At 53.7% G+C, this 12,813-nt stretch carries 10 protein-coding genes; 8 read left to right on the top strand and 2 right to left on the bottom strand.

The features are described from left to right. Nucleotides 1-69: 69 nt before the first annotated feature. The gene (gene pyrD / locus INT84_RS03430; protein WP_194205626.1) at nucleotides 70-1,080 is read right to left on the bottom strand and encodes a quinone-dependent dihydroorotate dehydrogenase; all 1,011 of its coding nucleotides are present in this window, start codon (nucleotides 1,078-1,080) and stop codon (nucleotides 70-72) included. Nucleotides 1,081-1,329: 249 nt separating this feature from the next. Between pyrD and ssuE the strand changes: the two genes are divergently transcribed. From ssuE to ssuB, 5 genes are read left to right on the top strand one after another with little or no spacing between them, the layout of a single operon-like run. Then, nucleotides 1,330-1,905: an NADPH-dependent FMN reductase gene (gene ssuE, locus INT84_RS03425; RefSeq protein WP_194205625.1), complete on the top strand. Its 576-nt coding sequence runs from the start codon at nucleotides 1,330-1,332 to the stop codon at nucleotides 1,903-1,905. Continuing rightward, complete coding sequence (locus tag INT84_RS03420) at nucleotides 1,898-2,872, top strand: sulfonate ABC transporter substrate-binding protein (protein WP_194205624.1); 975 nt, start codon at nucleotides 1,898-1,900, stop codon at nucleotides 2,870-2,872. The genes ssuE and INT84_RS03420 overlap by 8 nt, the downstream gene beginning before the upstream one ends. Beyond that, nucleotides 2,869-4,014, top strand: coding sequence for an FMNH2-dependent alkanesulfonate monooxygenase (ssuD, locus tag INT84_RS03415; RefSeq protein WP_194205623.1), 1,146 nt, complete (start codon nucleotides 2,869-2,871; stop codon nucleotides 4,012-4,014). Before INT84_RS03420 ends, ssuD begins: the two co-directional genes overlap by 4 nt. 11 nt (nucleotides 4,015-4,025) lie before the next feature. Beyond that, a complete protein-coding gene (ssuC, locus tag INT84_RS03410) occupies nucleotides 4,026-4,817 on the top strand; it encodes an aliphatic sulfonate ABC transporter permease SsuC (RefSeq protein ID WP_194205622.1) in 792 nt (263 codons plus the stop codon). Further along, the gene (ssuB, locus tag INT84_RS03405) at nucleotides 4,814-5,581 is read left to right on the top strand and encodes an aliphatic sulfonates ABC transporter ATP-binding protein (protein ID WP_194205621.1); all 768 of its coding nucleotides are present in this window, start codon (nucleotides 4,814-4,816) and stop codon (nucleotides 5,579-5,581) included. Before ssuC ends, ssuB begins: the two co-directional genes overlap by 4 nt. Before the next feature lie 104 nt (nucleotides 5,582-5,685). Here ssuB and pepN read toward each other — a convergent pair whose 3' ends face one another. After that, a complete protein-coding gene (pepN, locus tag INT84_RS03400; RefSeq protein ID WP_194205620.1) occupies nucleotides 5,686-8,298 on the bottom strand; it encodes an aminopeptidase N in 2,613 nt (870 codons plus the stop codon). 283 nt (nucleotides 8,299-8,581) lie between these two features. On the opposite strand from pepN, the gene INT84_RS03395 reads away from it, so the two are divergent. The 3 genes from INT84_RS03395 (at nucleotide 8,582) to asnS (ending at nucleotide 12,334) form a co-directional block, all read left to right on the top strand. Continuing rightward, nucleotides 8,582-9,247, top strand: coding sequence for an epoxyqueuosine reductase QueH (locus INT84_RS03395; RefSeq protein WP_194205619.1), 666 nt, complete (start codon nucleotides 8,582-8,584; stop codon nucleotides 9,245-9,247). Between the two features lie 286 nt (nucleotides 9,248-9,533). Then, on the top strand, nucleotides 9,534-10,736 hold the full coding sequence (gene pncB, locus INT84_RS03390) for a nicotinate phosphoribosyltransferase (protein WP_176920661.1): 1,203 nt from the start codon (nucleotides 9,534-9,536) through the stop codon (nucleotides 10,734-10,736). 197 nt (nucleotides 10,737-10,933) lie between these two features. Next, a complete protein-coding gene (gene asnS / locus INT84_RS03385; RefSeq protein ID WP_194205618.1) occupies nucleotides 10,934-12,334 on the top strand; it encodes an asparagine--tRNA ligase in 1,401 nt (466 codons plus the stop codon). Nucleotides 12,335-12,813 lie beyond the last annotated feature (479 nt).

Genomic DNA, 12,813 nt, shown 5'->3' with positions numbered 1-12,813 from the left:
AGCAACAAGAGGGGAATATAAAACAACCAGGGCTGAAAATAAAGCCCTGGCAGGTCACAAAATTCAGGATTAGATGTGAGAAATGATGTCTTTAATCAACGGGGGGCCTTTAAAAATAAATCCGGAGTAGATTTGCACCAGCGAAGCCCCCGCCGCCATCTTCTCACGGGCAGCCATCACTGAGTCAATGCCGCCGACGCCAATAATGGGCAATTGACCTTTTAATTCCGCAGACAGCATGCGGATAATTTCAGTGCTTTTTAACTGTAATGGACGGCCGCTTAAACCGCCGCTTTCATCGCAATGTTTCATCCCCTGAACCAGAGACCGATCTAATGTCGTATTGGTCGCAATAACGCCATCAATATTATGGCGTAATAAACTATCGGCGACCTGAATCAGCTCCTCAGAAGAAAGATCCGGGGCGATCTTTACCGCGATCGGAACATATTTGTGATGCCGCGCCTGGAGTTCATTTTGTTTATTTTTTATCGCGCTTAATAAATCATCCAGCGCCTCGCCGTATTGCAGCGTGCGCAGACCGGGGGTATTTGGCGAGGAAATATTAATCGCGATATAACCGGCCCAGGCATAGACTTTTTCCATACAAATCAGATAGTCATCTTTACCATGCTCGACTGGCGTATCTTTATTTTTACCAATATTAATCCCCAGCACGCCATCAAAATGCGCTTTTTTGACGTTCTCAACCAGATTATCAACACCAAGATTATTAAAGCCCATGCGGTTGATCAGACCTTCGGCCTCCACCAGCCGAAAGATCCGCGGTTTATCATTGCCAGGCTGAGGCAGCGGCGTGACCGTGCCGATTTCAACCGAACCGAAACCCATTGCGCCCAGCGCATCAATGCATTCGCCGTTCTTATCCAGTCCGGCGGCCAGGCCGAGGGGATTTTTAAACGTCAATCCCATGCAGGTGACTGGCTTTTGCGGCACCCTCTGGCGCACCAACGCTTCCAGTGGCGTTCCTGAAAGGCGGCGTAATTGCTGAAAGGTAAATTCATGAGCGCGCTCTGGATCGAGCTGGAAAAGGGCTTTACGAACGAAGGGGTAGTACATGAACTCTCCTGGATTCCCGGTGTGCAAACCGGGGGCGTATTATGGGTGATATTCAGGAGAAAAGGAATTGACCTGCGGCAAAAAACAGCCGTTTACACGCAAACGGTTTCTTTTCAAGTTGAGAGTTATGCTTTTTTCGAAAATTCATCGCCGGATAAATCATTTATTCAAATAAAACCCCTCTGTCACACTCCACTGAAATGTTATCAATTTTACCTAAAAGTGATTTTTTGGTTATAAGGAGTGGATATGCGCATCATTACCCTGGCGGGCAGCCCTCGCTTCCCGTCACGTTCAAGCGCGCTGCTTGAGTATGTTCGTGAGAAACTCGCTGCCGTTAATGTGGAGGTATGCCACTGGCATTTGCAAAACTTTGCCCCGGAGGATCTGCTCTACGCCCGCTTTGACAGCCCGGCGTTACTGGCACTCAACGAGCAGCTGGCGGGTGCGGATGGCCTGATTGTCGCCACGCCAGTCTATAAAGCGGCCTATTCTGGTGCGCTGAAAACGCTGCTGGATTTATTACCCGAGCGGGCGCTGGAAGGGAAAGTCGTGTTGCCTCTGGCAACCGGCGGCACGATTGCTCATATGCTGGCGGTGGATTATGCGCTGAAGCCGGTGTTAAGCGCATTGAAGGCGCAGGAAATCTTACATGGCGTTTTCGCTGATGATACCCAGATCACCGATTACGAGCACCGACCGCGCTTTACGCCGGGGCTACAACGTCGGCTCGATAATGCGCTGGATACCTTCTGGCAGGCACTGCATCGCCGCGATATTCATGTTCCCTCCTTTACGCTTCCAGAAGGAGTCGCGCATGTTTAATCTTTTTAAACACCGGGCTCAGTGGCTGGCGCTGGGAGGTCTGCTCACACTGTCCGCCTGGAGTCAGGCGGCAGAGCATGCCGCAGAGTCTTTACGCATTGGTTATCAGAAGGGTAGCGTCAGTATGGTACTGGCCAAAAGCCATCAACTACTGGAAAAACGCTATCCTGACAGCAAAATATCCTGGATCGAGTTTCCGGCCGGGCCACAAATGCTGGAGGCGCTGAATGTCGGCAGTATTGATTTAGGTAGTACCGGGGATATTCCGCCAATCTTCGCTCAGGCGGCCGGTGCTGATTTGCTGTATGTCGGCTCAGAGCCCGCGAAGCCGAAAGCAGAAGTTATTCTCGTTCCCCAGGATAGCCCGATCAAAACCGTTGCCGAACTGAAAGGTCATAAAGTGGCGTTTCAGAAAGGCTCCAGCTCGCACAATTTACTGTTACGCGCCTTACAGCAGGCGGGGCTTAAGTTCACCGATATCCAGCCAACCTACCTGACGCCTGCCGACGCCCGGGCCGCTTTTCAGCAGGGCAATGTAGACGCCTGGGTTATCTGGGATCCCTATTACTCTGCGGCGCTGCTACAGGGCGGCGTGCGCGTGCTGAAAGATGGTACCGATTTAAAACAAACCGGTTCGTTTTATCTCGCCTCCCGCCCTTACGCCGAAAAAAATGGCGAGTTTATTCAGGGCGTGCTGGATACCTTTAGCCAGGCGGATGCGCTAACCGTTAGCCAGCGTCAGGAGAGCATCGCGCTACTGGCTAAGACCATTGGCCTCCCTGAGGCTGTCATCGCAAGCTATCTCGAGCATCGACCTCCCGCCACTATCCGGCCTGTAAGCGACACGACTGCAGAACTGCAACAACAGACCGCCGATTTGTTCTTTGAAAATCGATTAGTACCGAAAAAGGTCGATATTCGCACCCGTATCTGGCACCCAACTGCTTTAAAAGGAGATAAATCATGAGCCTGAATCTCTTCTGGTTTTTACCCACGCACGGTGATGGTCATTATCTGGGAACGGAAAAGGGTTCGCGCCCGGTGGACCAGGCTTATCTACAGCAGATCGCCCAAGCCGTTGATCGTCTGGGTTTTACCGGTGTGCTGATCCCGACCGGGCGCTCCTGCGAAGACGCCTGGCTGGTGGCGGCCTCAATGATCCCGGTGACGCAGCGGCTGAAATTTCTCGTCGCACTGCGCCCCAGCGTTACTTCGCCTACGGTTGCCGCGCGTCAGGCAGCGACATTAGACCGACTCTCCAATGGACGGGCACTGTTTAATCTGGTGACGGGAAGCGATCCTCAGGAGCTGGCGGGCGATGGGGTATTCCTCGATCATAGCGAACGCTATGAAGCTTCGTCGGAGTTTACGCAGGTATGGCGTCGCCTGTTACAGGGTGAAACGGTAGATTTTGCCGGTAAGCATATTCATGTGCGTGGTGCCAAATTGTTCTTTCCGCCTGTGCAACAGCCCCATCCTCCCCTCTACTTCGGCGGTTCGTCGGACGTGGCGCAGGACTTGGCTGCCGAGCAGGTCGATCTCTATCTCACCTGGGGCGAGCCTCCGCAGCAGGTAAAAGAAAAGATTGACCAGGTACGGGCGAAAGCGGCGGCGCACGGGCGCAAAATACGTTTCGGCATTCGTCTGCATGTGATCGTACGCGAGACGAATAAGGAAGCCTGGCAGGCCGCGGATCGGCTAATCGAACATCTGGATGATGACACCATTGCCAAAGCGCAGGCTGCCTTCGCCAGGACCGATTCCGTGGGTCAGCACCGTATGGCCGCGCTGCACAACGGTAAACGCGATCGGCTGGAGATTAGCCCGAATTTGTGGGCGGGCGTCGGCCTGGTGCGCGGCGGAGCCGGGACTGCGCTGGTGGGCGATGGCCCGACGGTGGCGGCGCGGATCAATGAATATGCGGCGCTCGGCATCGACAGCTTTGTTCTTTCCGGCTATCCGCATCTGGAGGAGGCGTATAAGGTGGGCGAATTATTGTTCCCGCATCTTGATGTCGCTATCCCGGAAATCCCTCAGCCGCAGCGCCTGCATCAGCAGGGTGAGGCCGTGGCCAACGACTATATTCCGCGTAAAGCGGCGCAAAGCTGAGGGTGACGATCATGGCGACGCCGACAAATAAGTGGTTATTGCGCGCTGCTCCCTGGTTTCTGCCAGTGGGTATCGTGGCGGTCTGGCAGCTGGCGTCCTCAATGGGCTGGCTTTCAGGTCGTATTTTTCCTTCGCCAGAAGGGGTGGTGGAGGCCTTCTGGACGCTCTCTGCCAGCGGCGAGCTCTGGCAGCATCTGGCGATCAGTTCATGGCGCGCGCTGATTGGCTTTTCCATCGGCGGCTCAATAGGTCTGACGCTGGGATTGATCAGCGGTCTCTCGCGCTGGGGGGAGCGGCTGCTGGATACCTCCATTCAAATGCTACGCAACGTACCGCATCTGGCGCTGATCCCGCTGGTGATCCTGTGGTTCGGTATAGATGAAACCGCGAAGATTTTTCTCGTCGCCCTTGGCACACTTTTTCCTGTCTATATCAATACCTGGCACGGTATCCGCAATATCGATCGCGGCCTGGTCGAAATGGCGCGCAGCTATGGCCTGTCCGGTTTTTCGTTATTTGCGCATGTGATCCTGCCCGGTGCCCTGCCCTCAATCATGGTCGGCGTACGTTTCGCACTCGGGTTGATGTGGTTAACGCTGATCGTTGCGGAGACGATTTCCGCTAATTCGGGTATCGGTTATCTGGCGATGAATGCACGTGAATTTTTGCAAACGGATGTCGTGGTGGTCGCGATTATTCTCTACGCCCTGTTGGGTAAGTTTGCCGACGTCAGCGCGCAATTACTCGAGCGCATCTGGCTGCGCTGGAATCCCGCTTATCATGTGAAGGAGGCAAGCGTATGAATACTGCGCGATTGAATCAGGGAACGCCGCTGCTGCTTAATGCGGTGACTAAGCGTTACGCCGCGAATACCGTACTCAATGAACTGGATTTGCACATTCCGGCGGGGCAATTTGTTGCGGTGGTCGGGCGCAGCGGCGGCGGTAAAAGCACACTGCTCCGCCTGCTGGCCGGACTGGAAGCGCCCACCGGAGGCGAGTTACTGGCCGGAACGACGCCGCTGGCGGACATTCAGGACGATACGCGTATTATGTTTCAGGAAGCACGCCTTTTGCCGTGGAAATCGGTGATTGATAATGTCGGGCTGGGTCTGAAAGGCGACTGGCGCAGCGCGGCTCGTCAGGCGCTGGCGGCCGTCGGCCTGGAAAATCGCGCGGCTGAGTGGCCCGCCGCGTTATCTGGCGGACAGAAACAGCGTGTGGCGCTGGCCCGGGCGTTAATTCATCGTCCGGGGTTACTGCTGCTGGATGAACCTCTCGGTGCGCTGGATGCATTGACCCGGCTGGAAATGCAGGACCTGATCGTCTCGCTCTGGCAGGAACATGGATTTACGGTCCTGCTGGTGACCCATGACGTCAGCGAGGCGGTGGCGATGGCCGATCGCGTTTTACTGATTGAAGATGGAAAAATCGGTCTGGATTTGACGGTCGATATTCCGCGCCCGCGGCAGCTGGCGTCGGTCAGGTTAGTCGAGCTGGAAGAGGAAGTTCTGAATCGCGTGATGCAGCGTGGAGAAACGGAGAAAAAAGCACTCAGGCACGGTTAAATAAAACCGGATCGCGGCATCAACGCCGTATCCGATCAAATAACTTACAACGCGTCACCAGCGTAACCCGGCAGATACGCCGGGTTACGCTGGTCAGGTAATACTCAGGCCAGCGCTTTGACGATTTTCTCGTACAAATCACCGGAGAGGTTCGGCAGACCTTTCAACTGCTCAAGCGCAGAACGCATCAACGCCTGACGTTTTTCGTCATAGCGTTTCAGACGGATCAGCGGTTCGATCAGCCGTGACGCCACCTGCGGGTTACGGCTGTTCAGCTCGGTCAGCATTTCAACCATAAACGCATAGCCGCTGCCATCTTCCGCATGGAACGCCGCCGGGTTGCTGCTGGCGAATGCGCCGATCAGCGAGCGGATGCGGTTCGGGTTGCTGAGGGTGAACGAACGGTGATTCAGCAGACCACGCACCGTCTCAAGCACGTTTTCAGCCGGGCTGGTGGATTGCAGCACAAACCATTTGTCCATCACCAGACCATCCTGATGCCATTTATCATCGTATTCCTGCATCAGCGCATCGCGGCACGGCAGTTGCGCCGCCACGGCAGCAGAGAGCGCCGCCAGCGCATCGGTCATGTTATCGGCATGATGATATTGTTGGCTGACCAGTTTCACCGCCAGCGTCTCGTCGCCAAACGCCAGGTAGCGCAGGCAGGCATTGCGCAGCGTGCGCTTACCAATATCGGCGTGATCCACGCGATAAGCATCAAGTTTGTTGGCGTTGTAGACCGCAAGGAATTCATCCGCCAGCTCGGTCGCCAGCGTACGGGTCAGCGCTTCGCGCACCGCAACGATGGCAATCGGATCGATGATCTCGAACAGCTCAGCAATTTCCGTTGCCGACGGCAGAGTCAGGATCTCCGCGGCCAGCGCCGGATCGATATGCTCATCCAGCAGGATGCCGCGGAAGGCATCGGCGACGTGGATCGGTAAGGAGAGCGGTTGCCCCTGCTGATAGCGAGCCACGTTCAGTTTGATCCAGATAGCCAGCAGGCTTTGTGCCGCATCCCAGCGGGAGAAATCGTTACGCGCATGACGCATCAGGAAAGTAAGCTGCTGATCGCTCCATTTATACTCAAGTTTCACCGGCGCGGAGAATTCACGCAGCAATGAGGGTATCGGCGGCGTCGTGATATTATCAAAGATAAAGCTCTGTTCAGCTTCGGTCACATTCAGCACATGATGCACCGGATGCCCGCCTTTTTGCAGCGCAATAACCTGCCCTTCGCTGTCATACAGTTCGATATCAAACGGGATATGCAGCGGCGCTTTCTCCGGCTGCTCGGCGGTCGGCGGCGTCTGCTGACTGATTGTCAGGGTGTACTGGCTGTTCTCAGCATCGAAATCGTCGCGCACGGTCACGACCGGCGTACCCGACTGGCTGTACCAGCGGCGGAAATGGGAGAGATCGACGTTTGAGGCATCTTCCATCGCCTGCACAAAGTCATCGCAGGTCGCTGCACTACCGTCGTGGCGTTCAAAATAGAGCTGCATGCCTTTCTGGAAGTTTTCTTCGCCCAGCAGCGTATGCAGCATACGGATCACTTCCGCCCCTTTCTCATACACCGTCAGGGTATAGAAGTTGTTCATTTCGATAACCTGATCCGGGCGGATCGGGTGCGCCATCGGGCTGGCGTCTTCAGCGAATTGCAGGCCGCGCATGGTACGTACGTTATTAATGCGGTTGACGGCGCGCGAGCCGAGATCGGAACTGAACTCCTGATCGCGGAAGACGGTCAGCCCCTCTTTCAGGCTGAGCTGGAACCAGTCGCGGCAGGTTACGCGGTTGCCGGTCCAGTTATGGAAATATTCGTGGCCAATCACGCGCTCAATATCAAGATAGTCTTTGTCGGTCGCGGTATCGGTACGGGCCAGCACATATTTGGAGTTAAAGACGTTCAGCCCTTTGTTCTCCATCGCGCCCATGTTGAAGAAATCCACCGCCACGATCATATAGATATCGAGGTCGTATTCGAGAGCGAAACGCGTTTCATCCCATTTCATCGAATTTTTCAGCGAGGTCATCGCCCACGGCGCACGGTCGAGATTGCCACGATCGACAAACAGCTCCAACGCGACCTCACGGCCTGAACGGGTAGTAAAGGTATCGCGCAGCACATCGAAATCACCGGCCACCAGCGCAAACAGATAGCACGGTTTCGGGAACGGATCCTGCCACTGCACCCAGTGGCGGTCATTTTCCAGCTCGCCCTGGTCGATACGATTGCCATTAGAGAGCAGGAACGGGTATTTGGTCTTGTCAGCAATTAATTTAGTCGTAAACCGCGCCAGCACGTCCGGACGATCAAGATACCAGGTAATGTGACGGAAGCCTTCAGCCTCGCACTGGGTACAGAGTGCATCACCCGACTGATAAAGCCCTTCAAGAGCGGTATTCGCTGACGGGCTGATTTCATTAACAATGCGCAGCGTAAACTGCTCCGGTAGTCCGGAAATCACCAGATGCCGCTCTTCCTGCTGATACTCAGTCCACGGCTGGTCATTGACATGCAGGGACACCAGCGTCAACTCTTCGCCGTCCAGCTTCAGTGGAACCTCAGACGCTCCCTGGCGAGAGACCTGGCTTACCGCCGTTACCACGGTTTTTGTGGCATCCAGGTCAAAGGTCAAGTCAATATCACTAATCAGGTAGTCAGGCGCACGGTAGTCGTGGCGGTATTTGGCTTGTGGCTGTTGTGTCATAAAAAACCTTTAGCATCTTCAGTTAGGTATCGATTCCAGTCTATTCCTGTTGCCTGGATCGCGCTATGCAGAATAAACATCTTTCGCCGTTGAGGGCGCAAATTGCACCATTTCTTACGCTCATGCATCAACGGGTCCAGTTATAGTCGTTTTGACAAGTTGAATGCCTGACACTCTATGTCAGGTCAGCGCCAGAAATCCAGATTATCGCCCTAAAGGTTAAAATACTGTTCAATTTTTGTTATGGTCTAGCGTAATGATGATCGGGCTAAAGGCCAAAAAAATGCAAGAATTCACCCGCCCACAATTGACGCTACCTGATAATGAAACCCGACTGCTGTTGCACTCCTGCTGTGCCCCTTGCTCAGGCGAAGTGATGGAAGCCATACAGGCGTCTGGTATTGACTACACCATTTTCTTCTATAACCCGAATATCCATCCGCAAAAGGAATACCTGCTGCGCAAGGAGGAGAATATCCGTTTTGCCGAGAAACACGGCGTGCCTTTTGTTGATGCGGATTATGATACCGACAACTGGTTTGAGCGGGCAAAGGGCATGGAGTGGGAGCCAGAGCGCGGCGTGCGCTGCACCATGTGCTTTGATATGCGTTTTGAGCGTACCGCCTTATACGCGGCGGAAAATGGATTTAAGGTTATCAGCAGTTCACTGGGTATTTCCCGCTGGAAAAACATGCAGCAGATTAACGACTGCGGTCATCGCGCCGCCGCTGCTTATGAGTTGACTTACTGGGATTATAACTGGCGCAAACAGGGAGGCTCTGCGCGAATGATCGAAATCAGCAAGCGCGAGCAGTTTTATCAGCAGGAGTATTGCGGCTGTATTTATTCCCTGCGTGATAGCAATCTGCACCGCAAAGCGCAGGGGCGCGGCCTCATTAAACTGGGAAAACTGTATTACGGCGTTGACGATCAGGATAAGACCGCCTGATGTTCCCCCGGCAAATGGTTCGCTATACTAAACAAAAGCCATAGAGAAATTTTTTACCCGTTGAAACTTGCCAGAAACGAGTTAGTGCTTAAAAGGCTTAATTTTCTAAGGGTTAAGTAATTTTTTCTACATTCAGGTAACATGTGGCACGAAATGCTCTCGATCCAACTGGCAGCTTGTGTTGTGATCGGGGTTTAATAAACAGATAATCAGGGTATACTCCTGCGTCTTTTATCTACCCGGTTTGAGATGGAAACGCTCCTGTAAGAGGACGCTACAGCGCACCATGAGACAATTCGCTTCTCCTATACTGTATTCGCTGCTTGATACCGACGCCTACAAGCTGCACATGCAGCAGGCGGTTTTCCACCACTACTACGACGTACAGGTTGCGGCTGAGTTCCGCTGTCGTGGAGACGATCTGCTGGGTATTTATGCCGATGCTATTCGTGAACAGGTCGAGGCGATGCAATCCCTCCGCTTGCAGGATGACGAATATCAGTGGCTGTCCGGCCTGCCCTTCTTTAAAAAAGACTACCTCGACTGGCTTCGCGATTTCCGTTACGACTCATCACAGGTGACGGTCAGTAATGAAGATGGCAAGTTGAGCATTCGTCTTGCCGGGCCGTGGCGGGAAGTGATTATGTGGGAAGTGCCCCTGCTGGCGGTGGTGAGTGAACTGGTTCATCGCTACCGCTCACCCGAGGCGACCACGCAACTGGCGCTGGACGCGCTGGAGCAAAAGCTTGCGACGTTTTCCACGCTGACCGCAGAGACAGACATGTCTGCGTTCCGGCTGATGGATTTCGGCACCCGCCGCCGCTTTTCCCGCGACGTGCAGCAGGCCATCGTCCACCGTTTACAGCAGGAACCGTGGTTCGTCGGCACCAGCAATTACGATCTCGCTCGTCGTCTGTCGCTTACGCCGATGGGGACTCAGGCGCATGAATGGTTCCAGGCGCATCAGCAAATCAGCCCGGACCTTGCCACCAGCCAGCGTGCCGCGCTTGCCGCCTGGTTAACGGAATATCCGGATCAGCTGGGTATTGCGCTCACCGACTGTATTACCATGGACGCCTTCCTGCGCGACTTTGGCCCCGAGTTTGCCACCCGCTATCAGGGGCTGCGCCACGATTCCGGCGATCCGGTTGAATGGGGTGAAAAGGCCATTGCGCATTATCAAAAGCTGGGTATCGACCCGTTAAGCAAGACGCTGGTGTTCTCCGATAATCTCGATCTCAATAAAGCCTTTGACCTGTACCGGCACTTTGCCGATCGCGTCAATCTGGGCTTTGGCATCGGCACCCGTCTGACCTGTGATATTCCCCAGGTGAAACCGCTGAATATTGTCATTAAACTGGTAGAATGTAACGGCAAGCCGGTTGCCAAACTGTCCGACAGTCCGGGTAAAACTATTTGCCACGATAAAGCGTTTGTGCGCGCGCTGCGTAAGGCGTTCGACCTGCCTAAAGTGAAAAAAGCCAGCTAGTATCAGTCTGAGTCACGTCTGGTCTGAAAAGGGAGCCGTAACGGCTCCCTTTGTCATTGTTATTTTCCGATTTATTCCCTTCACGCTGCGAATTCTGCTTGTCTGATAGCGGATGACAGGTAACATAGGTATCCCCCCGCCAGGGGTGGATATTTATATGTTCATTGGACTATTAACAGATAACAGAGAGACTATTTATGAGCGTTGTGCCTGTAGCCGACGTACTCCAGGGCCGCGTTGCCGTTGACAGTGAAGTCACCGTGCGCGGATGGGTACGTACCCGTCGAGATTCAAAAGCTGGCATCTCCTTCCTCGCCGTTTATGACGGTTCCTGCTTTGATCCTGTCCAGGCCGTCATAAATAATTCTCTGCCCAATTACAATGATGATGTGCTGCACCTGACGACGGGTTGTTCAGTTATCGTCACCGGCGTGGTTACCGCCTCTCCGGGACAGGGCCAGGCCTTTGAACTTCAGGCGACCTCAGTAGACGTTGCGGGCTGGGTGGACGATCCGGATACCTACCCGATGGCAGCTAAACGCCACAGCATCGAGTACCTGCGTGAAGTGGCGCATATGCGTCCGCGCACCAACCTGATTGGCGCGGTCGCCCGCGTACGTCATACCCTGGCACAGGCGCTGCACCGTTTCTTCCACGAACAGGGCTTTTTCTGGGTGTCGACGCCGCTTATCACCGCTTCCGATACCGAAGGTGCCGGCGAAATGTTCCGCGTCTCCACGCTGGATCTGGAAAACCTGCCGCGCAACGATCAGGGCAAAATCGACTTCGACCAGGATTTCTTCGGTAAAGAAGCCTTCCTGACCGTGTCCGGGCAGCTTAACGCCGAAACGTATGCCTGCGCGCTGTCAAAAGTGTATACCTTCGGGCCAACCTTCCGCGCCGAAAACTCCAACACCAGCCGCCATCTGGCAGAGTTCTGGATGCTGGAGCCGGAAATCGCCTTTGCCGATCTTGAAGATAACGCCCGCCTGGCGGAAGCCATGCTGAAATACGTCTTTAAAGCGGTGCTTGACGAGCGTATGGATGACCTGAAATTCTTCGCAGAACGCGTGGATAAAGACGCCATCGAACGTCTGGAACGCTTTATTTCCGCCGATTTCGCGCAGGTAGATTATACCGACGCGGTAACCATTCTCGAAAACTGCGGCCAGACGTTTGAGAACCCGGTTTACTGGGGTGTAGACCTCTCCTCCGAGCACGAGCGTTATCTCGCCGAGCAGCACTTCAAAGCGCCGGTAGTTGTCAAAAACTATCCGAAAGACATTAAGGCGTTCTATATGCGCCTTAACGATGACGGGAAAACCGTGGCTGCCATGGATGTTCTCGCGCCGGGTATCGGTGAGATTATCGGTGGTTCGCAGCGTGAAGAGCGTCTAGATGTGCTGGACGCGCGCATGGCTGAAATGGGCCTCAACAAAGAGGATTACTGGTGGTATCGCGATCTGCGTCGCTATGGCACCGTACCGCACTCCGGTTTCGGTCTTGGCTTTGAACGCCTGATTGCGTATGTCACTGGCGTACAAAACGTCCGCGATGTGATCCCGTTCCCGCGTACCCCGCGCAACGCCACATTCTGATGTTCCCAAAAGCCAGCTTCGGCTGGCTTTTTTTGTTTCTCTGCCCGTTTTGTCAATAATCTTCAGCAAATCCCTCTTTCAACCCCCTTTCCAGCCAGGACTGTAACACTCCGTTTCGATGTTACAAAAATGTACAAAAATAATCCCACATTCTTATTGCGCCTAAGTTATTTCTTATCACATAGCATAATTTGACCGTTCATATCGGCTATCTGGATGGCTAAATAACATCAGAAGAAAAAACGTGATTGGATTGGTCCGACGATAAGAAAGGCTTTTATCTAAATTAAATATAAGCATTTCATATATATAGAGTATAAGACGCTGTTTTAATAAGCGATCGCTCCGGAATTTAGAGGTGTCTCACAAAGCTCCTTAAAATTAATATTTATTTACACATTATTTCTTTTTGTTACTCATTTTAGACATTTGTAGCACTTTCAGGCTAGCGAAACGTTGTTATGAATGGAAAGATGCCT

The organism is Superficieibacter sp. 1612_C1 (assembly GCF_015234305.1).
Lineage (GTDB): Bacteria > Pseudomonadota > Gammaproteobacteria > Enterobacterales > Enterobacteriaceae > Superficieibacter.
Note: the sequence above shows the minus strand (reverse complement) of the source record. Positions and strands in the feature narration are given on the sequence as shown.

What these genes read in the sequence shown, in the direction of transcription:
- pyrD (WP_194205626.1), bottom strand. Translation starts at nt 1,080, where the DNA reads ATGTACTACCCCTTCGTTCGTAAAGCCCTTTTCCAGCTCGATCCAGAG.
- ssuE (WP_194205625.1), top strand. Translation starts at nt 1,330, where the DNA reads ATGCGCATCATTACCCTGGCGGGCAGCCCTCGCTTCCCGTCACGTTCA.
- INT84_RS03420 (WP_194205624.1), top strand. Translation starts at nt 1,898, where the DNA reads ATGTTTAATCTTTTTAAACACCGGGCTCAGTGGCTGGCGCTGGGAGGT.
- ssuD (WP_194205623.1), top strand. Translation starts at nt 2,869, where the DNA reads ATGAGCCTGAATCTCTTCTGGTTTTTACCCACGCACGGTGATGGTCAT.
- ssuC (WP_194205622.1), top strand. Translation starts at nt 4,026, where the DNA reads ATGGCGACGCCGACAAATAAGTGGTTATTGCGCGCTGCTCCCTGGTTT.
- ssuB (WP_194205621.1), top strand. Translation starts at nt 4,814, where the DNA reads ATGAATACTGCGCGATTGAATCAGGGAACGCCGCTGCTGCTTAATGCG.
- pepN (WP_194205620.1), bottom strand. Translation starts at nt 8,298, where the DNA reads ATGACACAACAGCCACAAGCCAAATACCGCCACGACTACCGTGCGCCT.
- INT84_RS03395 (WP_194205619.1), top strand. Translation starts at nt 8,582, where the DNA reads ATGCAAGAATTCACCCGCCCACAATTGACGCTACCTGATAATGAAACC.
- pncB (WP_176920661.1), top strand. Translation starts at nt 9,534, where the DNA reads ATGAGACAATTCGCTTCTCCTATACTGTATTCGCTGCTTGATACCGAC.
- asnS (WP_194205618.1), top strand. Translation starts at nt 10,934, where the DNA reads ATGAGCGTTGTGCCTGTAGCCGACGTACTCCAGGGCCGCGTTGCCGTT.